Source organism: Corynebacterium heidelbergense, assembly GCF_028609845.1.
Taxonomy (GTDB): domain Bacteria; phylum Actinomycetota; class Actinomycetes; order Mycobacteriales; family Mycobacteriaceae; genus Corynebacterium; species Corynebacterium heidelbergense.
This window is the reverse complement of record NZ_CP063191.1, coordinates 755,182-774,488: the sequence shown is the minus strand read 5'-3', so window position 1 is coordinate 774,488 and position 19,307 is coordinate 755,182. Positions and strand designations below refer to the sequence as shown.

Genomic DNA, 19,307 nt, shown 5'->3' with positions numbered 1-19,307 from the left:
TCGGGAAGAATCCCGGACTGGGCGGGGGAACCGCGCTGACGTTTTCTCACCCTAAGGCACCCGGCGGGCGGGTAGACGCAGACACGAGGAAGGAGGTCGCGGTTTTACTGATTCTTGTAGATCCAGGCGATATCGTCCGCGAAGTTCTTCGCGATGACGAACCGCTTGATCTTCATCGAGGGTGTTACCTCCCCCTTCTCCTCCGTGAAGTCCCGATCAAGGATGCGGAAGCGCTTGATCCCTTCGGCATGGGAAACGGACTGGTTGGCCTCGTTGACCGCATCCTGGATCACGTTGCGCAGCTTGGGGTTCTTGGCCAGCTCGCGCATGGAGGTGTTGGCCGGCACCCCGTTGGCGGACTTCCACTTCTTCGCAGCCTCTTCGTCGAGCGTGATGAGAGCGCCGACGAACTTCTGATCATCCCCGACCACCATGGCCTGGGAGATCAGCGGGGCAGAGCGCAGGATGTCCTCCATGGGGCCCGGGGAGACGTTCTTGCCACCGGCGGTGACGAGGATCTCCTTCTTCCGGCCGGTGATCTTCAAATGCCCGTTCGGCAGGATCTTGCCCACATCCCCGGAGAGGTAGAAGCCATCCTCGGTGAAGTTCTCCTTCGTGGCCTCCTCATTCTTCCAGTAGCCCTGGAAGATCATGTTGCCCTTGAGCAGGATTTCCCCGTCATCGGCGGTCTTGATGGTGTTACCGCCGACCGGGCGACCGACCGTGCCGATCTGGTAGGACTGCTCGTGGTTCACGGCAATCGCCGCCGTGGATTCGGTCAGGCCGTAGCCCTCGTAGATGAGCACGCCCACGCCGCGGAAGAAGTGCATGAGATCGGGGTTTAGGGCAGATCCCCCGGAGATGCAGTACAACAGCTCGCCGCCCATGGCTTCCCGCACGCGGGAGTAGACCAGCTTGTCGAAGACCTTGTGGCGCGCCTTGAGCAGCAGGGAGGGGCCGCTGGGTTCGTCAAGGGCGCGGGAGTACTCCTGCGCGGTTTTCTCCGCGGCCAGGAAGATCTTGGCTTGGGGCCCGCCGCCGTCCGTGGCCTTGGCCTTGGCGGACTGGTGGACCTTCTCGAAGACGCGGGGGACACCGAGGATCATGTGCGGCTGGGAGCGCTGGAACTCGGTGACGAGGGTGCCGAAGTCCGCCCAGTGGGATTGGGTAGCGCCGCTGACCACCATCGTGAGGGATACGCAACGGGAAAGCACGTGGGCCAGCGGCAGGAAGGTCAGGGAGCGGCAACCGGGCTTGCCGATCTTGCCAATGGGGTTGGTGAGCAGCCCCCGGCACTCCGAGAGGAGGTTGTGGTGGGTCAAGCGGCAGCCCTTGGGCTTACCGGTGGTGCCGGAGGTGTAGACGAGCGTCGCCACATCCTCGGAGCGCACGCCCGCGATGCGCTGCTCCACGACTTCCTGGGAGACCTCGGCGTTCTTGCCGTCCTCGATGAGGATGTCCACCGCTCCCCCGGTGATCCCCAGAACGCGGCGCAACGGCTTGGTCTCATCGGTGTGCTCGGCGTCGGAGCCGAGGAACGTTTCCAACCGGTATGTGTGGTCGCTGGTCTCGCCGATCGCGAGGATCGCACCGGAGTTCTGGATGATCCATTCGCACTGGCCGGTGGAGGAAGACGGGTAGATCGGTACGGAGATGGCCCCGGCGGCCATGATGGCAAAGTCCAGCAGGGACCACTCGTAGCGAGTTTCGGACATGATGGCCACGCGGTCTTTTTCCCCGACCCCGTTGGCGATTAGCCCCTTGGCCACGGCATAGACCTGGTCGAGGAACTCGGTAGTCGTAACGTCTACCCATTCGAAATGGAGTGGACGGTTGAATAGCACCACTTCAGGGTTGTCCCGCTGCAGATCGCGCACGGCGGTCAGGCAGGTCTCCTTCTCGCCTACGGTGTACAACGCCTCGGCTGTGTATTCCGCTGTCATCATTCTCCTTGGGGTCCCAGCTCGGATATCAAATTCAGGCTACCGCACCATCACCCCAAATCTGGCCCCTGGGCCAGCGGAAAAGCGCCGGGGGCGGCACAATGGCGGATGTGACTGAGCACCACGAGGATTTTCCCCACACCCCCACCCCCGAACTGGCAGCCCTCGCGGACCTCTGCGGCGTAGCCACAAGCTACACCGGCCAGGACGGTAGCCGCCAGGAGGTCAGCGCGGCCACGATCGCCACCATCCTCACGCAACTGGGCCTGCCTATCAGCCCCACCATCCCACCGGAGGAGGTGCGCCAGCACACGGAGCAGTTGCGGGCCGCCCGCTATGCGCGGATGATCCCGCCCACCGTGTGCTCTTGTGCCGGGCAGACCCGGGACCTTCAGGTGCATTGTCGGGACGGGGAGCAGGTCCAGGTGAAGGTCCTCCTGGAAGACGGCAACACGCTGGCGTGCCCACAGCTCAACGTGTGGGTGGACCCGGTGCACACGAAAGCGGAGCGCCCGCAGACCTGGGGCATCGCCACCTTCCAGATCCCCGCGCTGCCCATGGGGTGGCACCGCATCGAAGCCACCGCGGAAACCACCGCCGCCACCGCCACACTGATCTGCTCTCCGGCCCGGCTGAGCAGTGCGGAGGCCTTTGTGTCCCGTCCTGCCACGGGGGTCATGGCCCAGCTCTATTCGGTTCGGGACGCCACCGCCTGGAGCGTGGGCGATTACCGCACCCTGCGCACTGTTGGGGGCGTCCTGAAGAATACGGACTTCCTGTTGGTCAATCCGATGCATGCCGCCGAACCTTGTCCGCCGGTAGAGGATTCCCCCTACCTGCCCACCACACGGCGATTTACCAATCCGCTGTACATCCATGTGGAGGATACCCCGGAATACGCCGCCCACCCCGAAATGCACACCCGCATTGCGGAGCTATCAGCCCCCTTGCGGGCGAAAAACACCACCGCGGAATTCCTGGATCGCAATGCTGCATTCGGCGCCAAACTTCAGGCCCTGCGGTGGCTGTGGGAGGCCGGCCTGGGCGATAAGCGCCGTGCCGAGCTGGAGGCCTACCGCGCCGTGGAAGGCGAAGGGCTGGAGGACTTCGCCCGTTGGTGCGCGAAGTACGCCAAGCAACGGGAACCGGAACAGGACCACTCCCCCGACTTCTACGCCTGGCTGCAAATGCTCTGCCAGGAGCAGGAGACGGCGACCCAGGCAGAACTGACCGAGCACATGCGGATTGGCTTGATGGCGGATTTGGCGGTGGGCGTGCACCCGGGCGGCGCCGACGCCACCACGCTGGCAGATGTGCTGGTCGGCGGGGTGAGCGTGGGGGCGCCCCCGGATGGCTACAACCAGCAGGGGCAGGACTGGTCCCAACCCCCGTGGCACCCCTGGGAGCTCGCGGAGCAGGGCTATGCGCCGTGGCGCAACATGCTGCGGACCATCCTGCGCAGCGCCGGGGGCATTCGCGTCGATCACGTGCTGGGCCTGTTCCGCCTGTGGTGGATCCCCCGCAGGCAGGCCCCCACGACCGGCACCTATGTGCGCTACGACCACGAGGCGTTGGTCGGCGCGCTGGTGTTGGAGGCGGAGCGGGCGGGGGCCGTGGTGATCGGGGAGGATTTGGGCACCTTTGAACCCTGGGTGCAGGATTACCTGGCCGGTCGCGGGGTGATGGGCACGTCGATCCTGTGGTTCGAAGGCGACGAGACGGGCGCCAAGCCCCCGCAGGCCTACCGGGAGTTGTGTTTAACCTCCGTGACGACCCACGATCTCCCCCCTACGGCGGCCTATCTGCGCGGTGAGCACATTTCACTGCGGGACCGGCTGGGGGTGCTGACCCGGGATGTGGAGGCCGAGTACGCCGACGATGCCCAGTGGCAGGCCGAGGTGTTGTCCACGGTCGCCGAGCACGGTGGGTTTGTCGGGCAGCCGTGCGAGGAGTACTTCGCTTCCGGGCGCGCGCGGGAGGAAATTGCCGATGCCCGCCACGGCCGGGAGCAGCGGCCCGGGGGTGCGGACGGGCTAGCGGACCTGGAGCACGAACCCGCTGGTAGCGGCATCATCCAGGGGCTACACCGTTACGCGGCCATGACCCCATCCGCGCTTAAATGCATCTGCCTGGTGGATTTGGTGGGCGACGTCCGGGCGCAAAACCAGCCCGGGACCAGCGGCGACACCTACGAGAATTGGCGCGTTCCCCTGTGTGATTCCACCGGTCGCCCTATTCTTGCTGAGGACGCCACCAGCGGCGCGCTAGCGCAAGCTATCCTGCAGGCGGCACGCGGTCAGTAGGAACGGGAATGGGGTGGCTGGTGTGACGGTGGTGAGTGACCAATCGAGGACAAACGGGCTTAACGACGTGGCGAGACCGTCCATCGGTAACCCCATCCTAGTTCGACGATGTGATTGGCTCCGACGGTTTGGCACCGTGCCCGTTGTTTTTGCAGTAAACAAATCGCATATTCATATCTTCCAGATTGGATTACGGAATGCGGAGAGCCGTTCTACTGGTACTCGATCTGTGTGTCATCGCATATGGGCTTATCGCTGTAACCCTTGCGGTAGATTGGTCCCCGTTTGCCGGCAACATCGACGACAGCCATCGAACTCTTGCGGTGATAGTGGGGTTCTATCTCGGTTTAGCGGTAGCTGTGATATCGCTACTCATTCTGTTATTTGTTAGAATCAAAAACAAATCCTGGAGGTTTCGCAATCTAACCCCAGTTTTTCTGGGCTTGGCGCTAGTCGTTGTTCTTGCCACAGTAACGTATTGCACTCCAGACGACTTCGAACGTTCACAGGATGATCTTGAGTCGTTGGCCAACGACATCGAACGGAAGCCCTTAGGCTGGCACGAGACCTATGGTTTTGACGAGCCACGCCAGGTAGGAAGTGTCGAGGTTTTCTCCGTCAGTCACGACCCTTCAGGGTCTATCACCATCACAGACGCCGATGGTTCGGCCTTGTGGAGCATCCGAGGATGGATCAAGGACACCTCAAGAACAGCTCCGGAACCGCCTAGCGCAAAAGTTCGCGATCTGGGAGATTCATGGTACGAATTCGAAGACAATGGGTAAGAATCACCTCTGGTTAGTTACCTTATTCCGACCGGACCAATTGCCATTCTCACGTTTCGCTCATCCAACAGCAACGGCATACCAGGCAGATCACGGAAATTTGCACCAAGATTATTTAGTACCGAATCGCCAGCTTCTTAAATTCAACTTGGTGCTTATAAGGTTCAGCTTTCGCCGGTTCGTCCGAGAATTTTGGAGCCCTCTACTTCCCCATCGGGGGTCATCCGAGGCTTCTGGGGCTCGCCTTGGGCCGACGTGCCCGTCCGGTCGGAGCAACCTAGGTCAGCCAACCGGGCGAAAGCGCGACCTCTGTCACGAGTAGAACCGGGCACTGTTCAGTTACCACCCGCTGCGTTCTGCTCTACGGCGAGATCTCGCTGCCAGGCCTCGAAAAGCTGCTCGGCTCCACTTTCACCACCGCCGACGACAGTCGTCAGAATGCAATGCACCTCGCGATCCGCGATTCGCTCTTCGCTCGCGCGAGACAACAGCAATTGTTGTGTTTTTTCGGGGAGCGGCACCAATCCGGTGGTGAGATCAATGTTGGCGCGCTCAGACGGCCGGTGCATCACGTACGCCAGCACCCTCCGTGCATGAACTTCCTGGATGAGGGTTTGTCCAGTGAGCATTGCGGCCTTGCGGAAGTGTCTTTGCCACGCGGGAAAAGGTTGATGCAGATCAATGAGGCGCTCAACCTGGGTAGATAGATAATCCACCCGCTGCTCCAGGCGTTCAATGTCGTTCACTGTGTACCCCTTGACTCAAATCGAGACAACATCAAAACCGCCCTCCATGCGCTCGACAGGCCGCCACAGTCACCCCATGAACTGGGTAACAACCCACGCAAGCACGATCAACACCAGCAGGCTAATCAGCGCTAGGCGCACTTTCGAGTGTCTCACCGGGAGTCTTCTTTCTGCTCGGTCCCCTTGTCGGCGGCTAGGTAGGCGCGCTCGGTCTCAGACAGTGGCAATGCCTCAGCGGATAACCGGTACAGCCCCCACGCCAAGCCACCGGCGACGGGAATGATGATCGCAACAACCAGGGGCGTTTGGATCCACACGGGTACGGAGATAAGCCAGTCAATCATGCTTTGGCCCATCCGCAGCACCCGGCGCGATCGCGCCAGCTAACCCTCGCCGTTCCAGCAAGGGTTGCACACTGCGCTGCTTGCCGCGGAACATCCAGAAGGCATCTTCGTAATCGATGCTGGCCCCGCGCGAGAGGATCATCCGTCGGAAACGATCCCCGGCGAAGCGCACGTCCTCCGGATCCGCGTCCGCTACCGCCCGCACTCGCCCTTCCATTGCCGCTTCGGCCCCGTGGGCGGCCCCGGTATCCACAAAGGCCTGAAACCCGTCGGCGTCCAGCACCTCCGCCCATAGGTAGGACCAGTACCCGGCGGAGTACCCGAGCCCGCTGCTGAAGATGTGGTTGAAGTACGCGGATCGGTACCGAGGCGCAATTAATTTATCGACGCCCACACCAGCGCGCTCCACCGCCCGTTCCTCAAAGGCCGCCACGTCATCGATCGCCGCAGCCTCCTCGGCGCTCAGCGTGTGCCAGGCCATGTCCACCCAGCAGGCGGCCAGGTATTCCGTCGTGGCAAAGCCCTGGCCCCACTGGGCCTGCTTGGCCACCGCCGCCGCGTAGTCCGCGGGCAGCTCCTCCCCCGTGTCCACGTGCCGGGCGTAGTTGCGCAGCACTTCCGGTTCCAGCGCCCAGTTTTCGTTGATCTGGGAGGGAAATTCCACGAAGTCGCGGGGCACATTCGTCCCGGACAGGCTCGGGTAGCGGACGTCGGAAAGCAGGCCGTGCAGGGCATGTCCGAACTCGTGGAAAACCGTCTTGACTTCATCCATGCTGAGCAAGGCCACCCCGGGGCTGCCGTCTGCGGCGGGCGCGGGCTTGGCGATATTCATGACGTTCACCACTACCGGGAGGGTGCCCAGCAGGTGGGATTGCTCCTGGAAGCTGCTCATCCAGGCCCCACCCCGTTTCGTGGGACGGGCGAACATGTCCGTCAGCAGCAACCCGATGGGCCGCCCGTCAGCTTCGCGCACCTCCCACACCCGCACGTCCTCGTGGTAACCCGCCAGGTCCTCGCGCGGGGCAACATCGATGCCGTAGAGCCGTTTTGCCGCGTAGAAAGCGCCATCGACCAGCACCCGGTCCAGTTGAAAGTACTGCCGGATCTCTGTTTCGTCGACGGAAAGCTCCTCGGCGCGCAGCCTGGCGTCCCAAAAGGACCAATCGGCGGCCCCCATGGCATCCGCATCATTGCCTGCCGCGCTGGGGGACCCGCCATCCTCCGCAGCCTTGTCTACCAGTCGCTTGTGCTCGCCGAGCGCGTTGGCCACCGCCGCCGGGGTCAACTGGTTAAGCAGCCCCTCCACGGCGGACACGCTGCCCGCGGTCTCGTCCTCCACCACGAACTCGGCGTGATTGGCGTAACCCAGCAGCTCCGCTCGCTGCGCGCGCAGGCGCGCGATGTCCAAGATGGCGGCGTCGTTCACGCCGTCGCTGCGGTGCAGGGAACCCTCGTAGACCTTCCGTCGAGCAGCAGGCTTTTCTAGTTCCGCCAAGATGGGCTGCACGCTCGGCAGGCCGAGGTGCACCAGGTACGTCCCCTCTGGGTGCCCGGCTGCGGCGGCGGCGGCGGCGAGGCGCTGGATGGTGGCCGCATCTAGGCCAGCAGTTTCCTCCTCCGCGAGCAGCACAGCATTGGCCTGCGTGGCCCGCTGCAGGGAGGTCCCGAACCCGGTGCACAGTTCGGCGAGGCGAGCGTCGATGGTCGCCAGCTTGTCGCGCTGTTCACCGCTTAAGTTCGCACCACCGCGCACAAAGCGCTTGCGCCAATGCTCCAGCAGCGCCGCCTCCTCGCTGCCCTCGGGCTGCTCCGGCATGCTCTGCACGCGGCGCCATAGCTGCTCGTTGAGTGCGATGCGGGACATGTGGGCGGCCAGCTCGGGCGAGACGGCTGCCTCGACGGCCTGTACTTCCCCATCGGCCAGGGTCCCGGCGTAGTTGAACACAATGGCGCAGACGCGGTGCAGCATTTGCCCGGCCGATTCGAGGGCTTCCATCGTGTTCTCCCACGTGGGCTCGGCCGGGTTGACGGCGATGGCCTCAATCTCCGCTGCGTGGTCGACCACTGCGGTGCGGAAGGCCGGAACGAGGGAGTCCAAGGTGATGGATCCGAAATCCGGCAGGCCGTAGGGCAGGTCAGATGCGTTCAGGAAGTCCTCCATGGCGACCTAGTGTACGTCGTGGTAAATCCGCCGCACCCGACGGTCCTATAGCGTTAGCATCACTGATATGCCCATGTCACAGCCTGTGGACGATCCCCGGCCGATTGCCATCACCGCCAGGGGCCCTGTGCAAGGCAGTGTACTGTGCCCCGGCGTGGCTCACTGGCGTGCCGTCCCCTGCCGGGCGGAACCGACCTGCACCGCAGATCTGTTCTCCCCGCCGAGGTCCCCCGCACCGTGGGGGGAGCCACTGGATTGTTCGAGTACGCGCATGGGTACGGACGCCACCATCTCCATTACCGCGCCCCGTGCCGCCGCGTCTGCCGGTGGAGCCCCAGACGAATCAGCGGCCGGCAGGAACAGACCCGGCCTCTATCCAGTCGTGGTCTTCGTCCACGGCGGCCGCTTCGAGGAGGGTCACGGGGATGCCCCCTGGTACCGCGGGGAGGCCTTCGCCCGCTCCGGTTGCGTACTGGTCACCGTCAATTATCGAAAGCGTTTCGAGGGGTTCCTGCCCCTGTCCAGGGAATCGGTACCTGGGAGCTTGGCGGTCTCTTCTCGTGAGGACGCCAGGGAGGGGCACCCCTACTTCCGCGGAGCCGAGGACGTCGTCTTCGCCCTCCAGTGGATCCGAGACAATATCGCCGCCTTTGGCGGGGACCCGGCAAATGTCACCGCCATGGGACAATCCGCGGGAGCCGCCTTGGTTCTGTGGACATTATGCGATCTCCGCGGCGCTGACCTCATCAACCGGGCTGTGGTCATGTCCCCGGGTTTCCCGCGGACCCCGTGGTTTCGCCGGGCGCGGTGTGCGGAGGGTTTCCTCGGCGGCCCGCTGACAGTGGATCACCTCAGTACGCTCTCCGAAGCACAGTTGCTCCGGGCCTACCTGCGCTTTGCCCGCATGTTCCCCAGCGACTGCGCAGTCGGCCCATACCCCTTCGATCCCGCGAGACTGGCCAATGTTCCACTGTTGATCGGCACGATGCAGGGGGAATTCCTGGGCATCGGGGTCACAGAGCGGATCGACCGGTTGAGTTCCAGCCACCGGGCCTTGCCTCGAACGCTCGGCAAGGCGATTACCCGCGCGGGGCTGTCTGTTCTGGGCGTCCCACCAGAGCGTGGCCAACGCGAAGGGTGGCTTCAGGCCGCCCGAGGTGAACCGGTCCCCCGCCCATTGGGCCGGGCAGCAAGTGATCTGACCATCCGGCAGTGGGCCATTAGCACCCTGGAAGCCCGCGGCAGCCACGGCCGGACGTGGGCGTACGAGTTCTACGGCGGCGCTGGGGACAGCCGGGCCCGGGGCACCGACGCTCAACACTGCGGGGACTTGCCACTGGTCTTCGATTGCCTCTCCGTTGGCCCAGTGAGCGTCAACTTGTTCTGCGGCCCGAATGCACCAGAGCGTTTGCAGCCATTGGCAGATCGGTTTCATTCTCTGGTGGCGAATTTTGCCCACGGGATGGCCCCGGATTGGCCAGAGTACAGCCCCACGTCTGAGCGCCTGGCCAAACAATTCGACATGAATACGTGTGCTGAACAGGTGGTGAAGGACGGGTTCACTGCCGTTCGGCGGTTCTTCCCGCGGCCCGACCCGAGCAGTTAATTAAACTGAACCGCATGACAGGTTCCCAGCCCCACACTTCCGCGCAGTCTTCAGATAACCCCCTGGTCAACCGCGATCCCCAGCCGTTGCAGACGCATTGCGACCTGGAAGTGACCGTGCCCTCCGTGGAGACGTTGCGCTCCCGGGGCACGATGAAATGGACCGCCTATCCCCCGGACGTGCTTCCGCTGTGGGTGGCAGAATCGGATTTCGATACCTGCCCCGAAGTATTTCGGGCCATTACAAACGGCGTTTCACGGGAATACTTTGGCTATCATGCCCACGATCATCTCGTCGAAAAGGCACTCAGCACGTTTTGCTCCCAGCGGTTCGATTGGGATGTGCAACCCGAGTGGGTCCGGGTACTGCCGGACGTGGTGAAAGGCGTGGCAGTCGCGATCGACGAGCTGACGCCCGAAGGGTCTGCGATCGTTCTCCCCGTTCCCAGCTATCACCCCTTCTTCGACGTACCAAGAGCCACAAAGCGTCCGTGTATCAAGGTTCCGATGATACGGGCGGACATTCCGGGCTGCGGAGAGCAGTGGACTTTCGACCTGGAGGGTTTGGAGGCCGCGTTTACATCAACGGAACATGAGGCTGGAGTGGGGTCCCTCATTCTGTGCAGCCCCTACAACCCTTTGGGGCGGGTATTTAGCGCCGAGGAGTTGGAAAACGTTGTGGAGCTAGCTGCCCGGCACGGAGTGCGGGTCATCTCCGATGAAATCCACTCCCCCGTTGTCCTCGGCGAACACCCGCACATCCCCACCGCCAGCATCTCGGAGACCGCCGCTCGCCAAACAGTGACGGTCACCGCCACGTCCAAGGGCTGGAACACCGCCGGACTGCAGTGCGCCCAAATGATCCTGAGCAACCCCAAAGACCGGGAGATCATGTGCAAGGTGCATCCGCTGCGCACGGGCATCGGTTCCACCCTGGGCAGGGTGGCCGCTGCGGCCGCGTACACCCAGGGGGTTGCCTGGCTGGACAACCAAATCGAGGTCTTGCGCGACAACGTGGAGTACCTCGTCCAGCGGATTCCAGAGGTCTTCCCCGGAGCTGAGTTCACGCCTCCCCAGGCGACGTATCTGATGTGGGTTGACCTTAGCGGTGTTGCCGGACTTGCGGACCGTCCCGCCCACACGATCCTGGAGCAGGCTCGGGTCGCCTTCGCCGAGGGCACCAACTACGGGGCCCAGGGGGCGGGCTGCGTGAGAATCAACTTCGCGACCAGCCGGGAAATCCTCGAGGAGGCTTTCGCCCGGATCGAAAAAGTGGACTTCGGGGGCTACGCTTAGCCACTGTATGTTCTCTTCACTTTCCCGCATCCTGCGCTCGACGCGGGAACTGTGGCCCTTCTACGTCATTGTCATCATCTCGGGCGTCACCACGGCCCTCCTGGCTTTAGCGACCCCTTTCCTGGTCAAGCTGGCTACGGACACCATCGTGGCCCACCTGCAGGGCAGGGGCTCCCTTGCGGACGCCAGCACCAAGATCATCTGGTTCGCCGTCGCTCTGCTGGCAGTGGAGTTCAGCAGCAACCTGGTGAAAAACATCGGGGGTTGGTTCGGTGACGTCATGGCGACACGCATGCGCCAGATCCTGTCCAACCGGTATTTCGCCAAGCTGCTCGGGCTACCCCAACGCTATTTCGATAACCAGGTCACCGGAACGATCATCTCCCGACTGGACCGGTCGATCGCCGGGTTGACGGATTTCTTCCAGACCTTCGCCAACAACTTCTTCTCCATGCTGCTGACGGTCTCGATGATCCTCATCGTCACCGCCATCTACTACTGGCCCTTGGCCCTATTGCTTGCAGTGATCTTCCCCCTGTACTTGTGGATGACCACATTGACATCCAAGCGGTGGATCGTCTGGGAAAAGCGAAAAAATGAGCACATCGACACTGCCCAGGGCCGGTTCGCGGAGGTGGTGGGCCAGGTAAAGGTGGTGAAATCCTTCGTCACCGAGCTTCGGGAACTCCGTTTATTCCAGGACCACTTTGCCTCCGTTGTCGGCCTCACCAAACATCAGTCGCGCTATTGGCACAAGATGGACATCATCCGCATGGGCGGGATGAACCTCATCTTCTTCGCGGTATACATCATGTTGTTCTGGCGCACCCTGCACGGACACTTCAGTTTGGGCGACATGGTCTTGCTGCTGCAGTTCGTCGTCATGGCTCGCCAACCCGCGATGATGATGAGCTACATGGTCGACACAGCTCAACGTGCCGCTGCCGGCTCCCGGGAGTACTTCAAGGTAATGGAAGAACTCGAGGAACCCTCCGCGACCAGCGCCCTGTTAACGGCGTCCCGAACCGGGGGGCCTGACCTGGTGGCCGAATCGGATGTGGACGCTGCTGTATGCCCCCAGCTTTCTGCGCCAGACGGCGGGCCCGTGTTCGAGTTCGACGAGGTGACGTTCGGCTACAACGAGAAGGAACCCGTCATTCACGCGGTGAGCTTCGCGGCCGAGAAAGGCCAGAAGGTTGCGCTGGTCGGCGAGTCCGGGGGTGGCAAGTCGACCCTCGTCAATCTGCTGCTGGGGTTGTACCGGCCCACCGGTGGCACAATGCGTGTTTGTGGACGGGACGTGGCATCCTTGACCAGTGCGGAATTGCGTTCGTCTGTTGGCGTTGTTTTCCAGGACCCCGCCTTGTTCTCAGGAACGGTGCGGGAAAACATCGCGTACGCCAGGCCAAACGCCACGGATGAGGAAGTCATCTCGGCGGCGAGAAACGCGAATGCGCACGACTTCATCATGGGATTCTCGGACGGCTACGACACCGTCATCGGGGAACGGGGACTGCGGCTGTCCGGCGGGCAAAAGCAGCGCATCGCAGTAGCCCGGGCAATGCTCAAGGACGCGCCGGTGCTCATACTGGACGAGGCAACATCCGCGCTGGACACCAAAGCGGAACGAGTAGTTCAAGCGGGATTAGAAAAACTCATGGCCGGTCGCACGACGTTGGTCATCGCACACCGCCTGTCTACGATCGCCAACGTCGACACGATTGTCACATTGGATAAGGGGCGGGTGGACGAGGTGGGGTCGCCCGCCGAGCTGGCTACCTCCGGCGGGATCTATTCCGAGCTACTGCGATTGACGTCCTCGGCGTCTGCCGCTGACCGCGAGCGCCTCAAGCGGTTTGGCTTCCTAGACACCGCTGAGTCAGCGGACCGGCCCGCCTAAATACCAGGCAGTATCCCCGGAAGCGACCAGGGCTGCGGACTTCTCCTTAGCCCCACTACAGTTGCTGTTCGTAGACCCATCGGTTCACTTCCACCGGTTGCGCCGTGGTGGCGTCCTCAATCACCCCTCGATGAGCCACCGGCAACACCGCCCCCACGTTTCGCAGAAAGAAGGTTCCATGACCGGCCCTAACGCAGTCTCGGAAGCAGGTTCCTCCCCCACACAATCCGATCACACCCCCGGGGCCCATCCCGCAGAAGCCGGACCGCTGGCGGGGGCACAGGCCGCCCCGGAGTCGGCTACCGTCGCGGAAACCCCGGAACCGGTGCAAGGTGAGTACCTGGGTGAGAGCGAGAGCAACGGCGAGGGAAACTCGTGCCACCCCAACCCCACCCACTACACAGATGCTGCCGGAAACCGTGTAGCATTCGGCTCCGCTGAGGCCGCAGAGCAGGAACGGGAAACGCGCCGCAGGGACAGGGGCCACGTGTTCCACTCCTGGTCTGCCCAGAACAAGATCAACCCCATGCCGATTGCCCACGCCGAGGGGGCCTGGATTTTCGACTATGCGGGCAACGCCTACTTGGACCTGGCCAGCCAGTTAGTCAGCGCCAATTTGGGGCACGCCCATCCGGACTTGGTCGCCGCCCTACAGCGCCAGGCCACGCGGGTGACTAACCTCAACCCCGCCTTCGCCAACGACCTGCGCGGGCAGGTCGCGGAGACGATCACGGACCGAGCCCAGGGCGACTTCTCGCACGTCTTTTTCACCAACGGCGGAGCGGACGCCATCGAGCACGCCATTCGCCTGGCCCGCCTGCATACGGGCAAGTCGAAAATCCTCACGGCCTACCGCAGCTACCACGGGGCCACGGGCTCGGCGATCATGGCAACTGGTGAGCCGCGTCGGCACGGCAACCCCACCACCGATGGCGATATCAAGCACTTCTGGGGCCCCTTCCTGTATCGCACCCCCTTCCACGCCACCACCGAGGAAGAAGAGTGCGAGCGTGCGCTGTCTCACCTGGAGCAGACGCTGATCTTCGAGGGCGATGTCGCCGCGGTGTTGGTGGAGTCTATGGTGGGTTCCTCCGGTGTCATCGCGCCGCCGGATGGGTACCTGGCGGGGGTGCGGGACATCTGCGACCGGCATGGGGCGGTGTGGATTGCCGACGAGGTCATGGTGGGCTTTGGCCGGACGGGGAGGATGTTCGCCTACGAGCACGGGGGCTGCGCCAGGGATGGCGGCGTGCTGCAGCCGGACCTGGTGACCTTCGCGAAAGGGGTGAACTCGGGCGTTGTTCCCTTCGGGGGTGTGATGATGACGCAGGCGGTGGCGGACACCTTCGGCGATCGTCCCTACCCTGGCGGGTTGACCTACTCCGGGCATCCATTGGGCGCAGCTGTGGCTGTGGCAGCCCAGGAGGTGTACCAACGCGATCACATTTTCGACCACGTCGCAGACATTGGGTCCCGGGTGATTGGCCCGGCCTTGGCGGAGATCGCGGCGAAGCACCCGAGCGTGGGTAATGTCCGGGGCCGCGGCTTCTTCTGGGCCATTGAGCTCGTCGCCGACCACGACAGCAAGGAACCCTTGGGCGCGGAGGCGATGAAGCAGTTCGCTTCCGAGTGCAAAGCCGGCGGGGTGTGGCCGATGGTCTCGGGGAGTCGGACGCACATCGCGCCGCCGCTCATCACCACCGAAGCTGAGGTACGGCAGGCTCTGGAGGTCGTCGATTCGGCTATCGACGCCACCGACCGGGCGCTGTAGGTACTGTCCCCCCTTTCATCCCGCGGTTTCCCCACCTTCGGCACAAACTAAACCGCCCCCGCCTGTCCGAAAACAGCGGGGGCGGTTCAGTGCACTACGAGCTCGTAATAACGGGCGCCACGTCCGGCCGGGGGAGGGCCGAGAACGCGGCGGGCTGGTCAGGGTCCGAGCCCGGGCGGTTACCCCTAGTTGTCGAGGATGTCGTTGAGCTTGCCAGCGACCTTGTTCTTAGCCTCGTTGGCCTTCTCCTTGACCTTGCCAGCGCCCTGGTCGGCCTTGCCCTCGGACTTCAGGGACTCGTTGCCGGTAGCGTCGCCAGCGGCCTCCTTGGCCTTGCCGCCGAACTGCTCAGCCTTGTTCTTCAGCTCATCAGTAGACATATGTCCTCCTAAAAGGATGAATCATCGAAATTCGAAACGAGCCAGCCTGGGTTGGTTGGCCAACGTTGTGCATACAACTATACGCACACGCCCGCTGCACTGGTACGAACCGCGAATATTCCAGGCGCCGAAACACCAAAACCGCAGTTCAGCGCATCACGGGCGAGTTTGATTTTAGTTGTAATCGTAGAAGCCCTTGCCGGACTTGCGCCCGGTGTGTCCGGCCTGAACCATGCGGCGCAGCAGCGGGGGGCAAGCGTAGGAGGGCTCGCCGTATTCCTTGTACATCACGTCCGCGATGAAGGCGCAGGTGTCCAGGCCGACCATGTCCGCCAGGGTCAGCGGGCCCATCGGGTGGGCGGCACCCAGCTTCATGCCGGTATCGATGTCCTCCTTGGTGGCCACGCCCTGTTCCACCATGCGCACGGCGGAGAGCATGTAGGGCACCAGCAGGAAGTTCACGATGAACCCGGAGCGGTCCTTAGCGTGGATAGCGGTCTTGCCGAGGGCCTCCGTGGCGTAGCCCTCCGCGCGCTGCACGACCTCCGAGTCGGTGGTGAGAGCGGGAATGACCTCCACCAGCGGCAGCACTGGCACCGGGTTGAAGAAGTGCAGCCCCAGAACGCGGCCGGGGTTCTTGGTGGCGGACGCGATGGTCTGGATGGGAAGGGAGGAGGTGTTGGAGCACAGGGCTGCCTTCTCATCCTCGACGATCTTGTCGAGCTGGGCGAAAACGTCCTTCTTGATCTTCTCGTCCTCCACGATGGCTTCGATGACCAGCTCGCGGTCGGCGAAGTCCTTCAGCTCGGTCGTGAAGGTCAGGCGACCGAGGGCGGCGTTCTTGTCCTCTTCGGAGAGCTTGCCGCGCTCCACGCCCTTGGCCAGGGACTTTTCGATGCGAGCCTTACCGGCATCGGCGAACTCCTGCTTGGCTTCCCACACCAGCACGTCGCTACCCGCCTTGGCGGCGACCTCCGCGATGCCGGAGCCCATCTGCCCTGCACCGATAATTCCCACTCGCTGAACCATTGTCGCTCCTTTTGCGCTTTTGTTCGTCTGGCTTGCGGTTTCAACCATACGCGCGCGGCCCACCGGCTGGTGAGCGCTCTCCCCCTGCCCCCGAGCTGCAGCCCGCCATGCAAGACCCGCTTGTCCACTGAACCGCTACTGAACGGATAGTGACCTTCAAGTGGCCCCTCAGGGTCCTCCTATGGTGGGCCCCTACGGTGTGAATCACCGGTTAGATATCACCAACAGAAAGGGTTCTATACGAGCGGTCATTTCTCCTCTGAAACGTCGGCAACGGCGCCTCGTGGACCACGCTAGTGATCTGCGGGGCGCCGTTGTTATGCGCTGTCGCCCTGCTTCTGGTCCTTACGCGGCGGTGAGGGAACAGAGCCGAACCTCGAGACCACTAGCCCAAAAGCCCGCTTACTCCCGCAAAAAGTCCGCAATGACATCCCGGGAGATCCGCACGTCCAGAATGCAGACCTGCCCACTGTGGTCCGCAAGGAAGCGTTGGACCTCCCCGCCTTCTGCCAGCTGCTCCGGATCCTCCACGGTGAGCCCGGGCGCTCCCCAGGGGTCCCCCATCGCGGCGAATCGCTGCCCGTGAACGAGCATCGCGGCATCGTCCAGGCCCTGCGGGACGTACTGGTGCACCTCCGCCCCATAGGCCTCGTCGTTGAGCACGGTAATCACCGCCGCCGGCTCCCCCGGCACCTGGTGCAGCCTCCCGACGCGGAGGAGCGTGTCCAGGTCTGCTAGCGCCATGAGGGTCCCACCATCGCCCGTGAACAGGGTGGTGCAGCGGTCCTGCCGCCCCACCGCCGTGCCCACCGCAGAGGCCAGCCCGAGCCCAATCGTCATCACCGCCGTGCCCACCAGCACCGTAGACCTGGGGTCCGGGCAGTCGATGTACTTCGGTACCCATCCCAGGAAGTGGCCCCCGTCCGTCACGACCGTGCGGTTGCGGGGTAGCAGATCGTTCAGGCGGCGCAGAGCATGTCGGGGGTCCAGTTTGCCGTCGGGCCCTCGGGTGCCGAAGCAGCCGGGGTCTGCCTGCTCCGTCTCGGCCGGTGGGATGGTTCCTATCTCACGACGCCACCCCACCGCGCGCGGTGGTGGCGTCCCCAAGACATCGACCAGGCGCGGGAGGAAATCGCGCACGTCTGCTTGGACGCGCCGGTCGACCGCAATAAATCCCTGGCGGAACTCGCGATCCACCTGGATGATCTGCGCATCCGTACCGAAGAGGGTCCCCTTGCGAGTTTGCAGCAGGTTGAGGCTGGCCCCGAGGACGAGCACGAGATCCGCGCTTCGGACGGTCGGCAGTCTCCCGCGGTGGGTGTAGCCACCGGCGATGCCTAGGCTGAAGTCGGGGCCGATGCATTCGCGGGCCATGGCGCTGGTGAGGAACAGGGCGCCGGTGGCGGCCCCAATGCGCTCCACGAGATCGGAAGTGCCCGTTTCCACCACTGCCCTACCCACCAAGACGAGAGGCCGCTGGGCGGCGCGGAGGGCACGTGCGACCTCCTCAACGGCGGCAGTGGGATCGGCTGCGGAGTCGTCGAGGCTCTCCGAGCCGTCCCCCGTCCGCGCTGGCTCGCGAGTTTCATCGGAGCCGCAACAATCCGCTGGGGCCTCGGCATCCTCGAGGGGTGCGGCGCACTGATCGTGGGGGGTGAGAACAACGACCGGGACACTCAAGCGCCTGGCGAGCTCGAAAGCCCGGCGCGCGATGTCGGCGCCATTGTGGGGCTGCGCGGTGAGGTAGCGCACCCCGAGCGCGGAGAGAATCGCCCGCTGGTCCACATCAATCGGACGCAGACCCGTGGTGGGTACATCACCCATGATGCACACCATGGGGATGCGCGCGGCCTGCGCTTCGGACAGCGGGGTCAGTGCATTCGTGAAACCCGGGCCGTAGGTTGTACTGGCCACGGCGATTTCGCCGGTACAGCGGTAGTAGGCGTCAGCCGCAGCAATGGCCCCGGCCTCATGCCGGGTGGATGTGTACAGCTCGGCCGATGCGGGCAGGGCGTTGACGAAGTGAATGTTGCCGTTGCCCACCAGCCCGAAGACGTGGGCGCCCGCCTCGCGGACCACCTGGGCGATGGCTTCCGAGATGTTGCTGGGCGCCGGGAGGTCGGGGGTTGCGACAGCGTCACTGTGATCTGGGTTGTGCACGCACAGGAGTTTAACCGCTGGGCGGGACATTCTCGGTGTGGCAAGACTGCTGCCCCGAGAGGGGAATGGAGGGGCGTAGCAGCGGCCACGCGCCTTGCTACAGCGATTGCGTAAACAACGTCTGCTGGACAACCTTCGCGGGCACCGGGTGGAGGTCCCAGGCCTCCACCCCCACATCCACCATCCCGTGGCCGGTGACCGGGCGGCTGGAATGCAGGTGCCCATGGACCAACAACGGCACGTCCAACCGCAGCTCGTCGTAGCGAGATTCCATATTGTCGTGCTCATAGCCGGGGCGCGGGAAGTGGCTGAGGTACACCTGTTCCCCGCCCCACTCCACCATCTGAAAAGTCTGCACGCTGTCGAAAACGTCCAGGAAGCGGCGCTGCCGCAAGTGCGATTCCGGGTGCAGAGGGTTGCACGTATCGTGGTTGCCCGCGATGAGGTGCACGGAAAAGCCGGCGGGGGTTTCCCGTAGCGCGCGGAAGGTGGCGTCCAAAACATCCAGAGCCCTTTCCTCCTGCGGGCCCCACCCGGAGGAAATATCGCCGAGCATCCACAACACATCCCCCGGCCGCAAGGCGGCGCGGAGGTTATCCACAATGATGCGGTCGTGTTGTAAGACGTCCGGGTAACCGCGCAGCTTGGCCACGAAAGGGTGGCCCAGGTGAAGGTCAGCGGTGATCCAGGTGGTCAAGGTAGGTACCTTCCTTCCGCCTTGGTGCGCGCCCGCACGGCAGTGAATGGGTAGGGAAAACCGCCTCCGGCGGGGATCCGCCACTCCACCCTAGCGGGGTGTTCCCACCTGCGGCCGACCGTACGGCTGCGACGGACCACTACGAAGCGCGGGGTACGCAAAGATAGAGCAGGACGAGATCGACAAC

Annotated in this window: 13 protein-coding genes; 5 read left to right on the top strand and 8 right to left on the bottom strand. The window is 63.7% G+C overall.

Annotation, left to right across the window (positions count from 1 at the left end):
* Positions 1-104: 104 nt before the first annotated feature.
* The gene (locus CHEID_RS03420; protein WP_112768855.1) at positions 105-1,943 is read right to left on the bottom strand and encodes an AMP-dependent synthetase/ligase; all 1,839 of its coding nucleotides are present in this window, start codon (positions 1,941-1,943) and stop codon (positions 105-107) included.
* A gap of 110 nt (positions 1,944-2,053) precedes the next feature.
* Between CHEID_RS03420 and CHEID_RS03415 the strand changes: the two genes are divergently transcribed.
* On the top strand, positions 2,054-4,246 hold the full coding sequence (locus tag CHEID_RS03415; protein ID WP_420536382.1) for a 4-alpha-glucanotransferase: 2,193 nt from the start codon (positions 2,054-2,056) through the stop codon (positions 4,244-4,246).
* Positions 4,247-5,366: 1,120 nt separating this feature from the next.
* Here the strand turns inward: CHEID_RS03415 and CHEID_RS03410 are convergent.
* The 3 genes from CHEID_RS03410 to CHEID_RS03400 form a co-directional block, all read right to left on the bottom strand.
* Positions 5,367-5,777: a hypothetical protein gene (locus tag CHEID_RS03410; RefSeq protein WP_112768853.1), complete on the bottom strand. Its 411-nt coding sequence runs from the start codon at positions 5,775-5,777 to the stop codon at positions 5,367-5,369.
* Between the two features lie 152 nt (positions 5,778-5,929).
* Positions 5,930-6,121 (bottom strand): hypothetical protein, encoded by a 192-nt coding sequence (locus tag CHEID_RS03405; RefSeq protein WP_238599232.1) that lies wholly within the window; start codon positions 6,119-6,121, stop codon positions 5,930-5,932.
* Positions 6,114-8,282 (bottom strand): M3 family metallopeptidase, encoded by a 2,169-nt coding sequence (locus CHEID_RS03400; RefSeq protein WP_112768852.1) that lies wholly within the window; start codon positions 8,280-8,282, stop codon positions 6,114-6,116. Before CHEID_RS03400 ends, CHEID_RS03405 begins: the two co-directional genes overlap by 8 nt.
* Positions 8,283-8,349: 67 nt before the next feature.
* Here CHEID_RS03400 and CHEID_RS03395 point away from each other — a divergent pair, with 67 nt between their 5' ends.
* From CHEID_RS03395 to CHEID_RS03380, 4 genes are all read left to right on the top strand, one after another.
* Positions 8,350-9,888 (top strand): carboxylesterase family protein, encoded by a 1,539-nt coding sequence (locus CHEID_RS03395; protein ID WP_112768851.1) that lies wholly within the window; start codon positions 8,350-8,352, stop codon positions 9,886-9,888.
* 14 nt (positions 9,889-9,902) lie between these two features.
* Positions 9,903-11,183 (top strand): MalY/PatB family protein, encoded by a 1,281-nt coding sequence (locus tag CHEID_RS03390; RefSeq protein WP_112768850.1) that lies wholly within the window; start codon positions 9,903-9,905, stop codon positions 11,181-11,183.
* A gap of 7 nt (positions 11,184-11,190) precedes the next feature.
* Positions 11,191-13,083, top strand: coding sequence for an ABC transporter ATP-binding protein (locus tag CHEID_RS03385; protein ID WP_112768849.1), 1,893 nt, complete (start codon positions 11,191-11,193; stop codon positions 13,081-13,083).
* Positions 13,084-13,261: 178 nt separating this feature from the next.
* On the top strand, positions 13,262-14,854 hold the full coding sequence (locus CHEID_RS03380) for an aminotransferase class III-fold pyridoxal phosphate-dependent enzyme (protein ID WP_112768848.1): 1,593 nt from the start codon (positions 13,262-13,264) through the stop codon (positions 14,852-14,854).
* Between the two features lie 185 nt (positions 14,855-15,039).
* On the opposite strand, the gene CHEID_RS03375 is transcribed toward CHEID_RS03380, so the two are convergent.
* From CHEID_RS03375 to CHEID_RS03360, 4 genes are all read right to left on the bottom strand, one after another.
* Positions 15,040-15,234: a CsbD family protein gene (locus CHEID_RS03375; protein ID WP_112768847.1), complete on the bottom strand. Its 195-nt coding sequence runs from the start codon at positions 15,232-15,234 to the stop codon at positions 15,040-15,042.
* Positions 15,235-15,408: 174 nt separating this feature from the next.
* Positions 15,409-16,263: a 3-hydroxybutyryl-CoA dehydrogenase gene (locus CHEID_RS03370; protein ID WP_112768846.1), complete on the bottom strand. Its 855-nt coding sequence runs from the start codon at positions 16,261-16,263 to the stop codon at positions 15,409-15,411.
* Between the two features lie 402 nt (positions 16,264-16,665).
* Positions 16,666-18,423 (bottom strand): thiamine pyrophosphate-binding protein, encoded by a 1,758-nt coding sequence (locus CHEID_RS03365; protein ID WP_181645863.1) that lies wholly within the window; start codon positions 18,421-18,423, stop codon positions 16,666-16,668.
* Positions 18,424-18,520: 97 nt separating this feature from the next.
* Positions 18,521-19,120, bottom strand: a complete 600-nt coding sequence (locus CHEID_RS03360) for a metallophosphoesterase (RefSeq protein ID WP_112768844.1) — start codon at positions 19,118-19,120, stop codon at positions 18,521-18,523.
* Between the last annotated feature and the right edge of the window lie 187 nt (positions 19,121-19,307).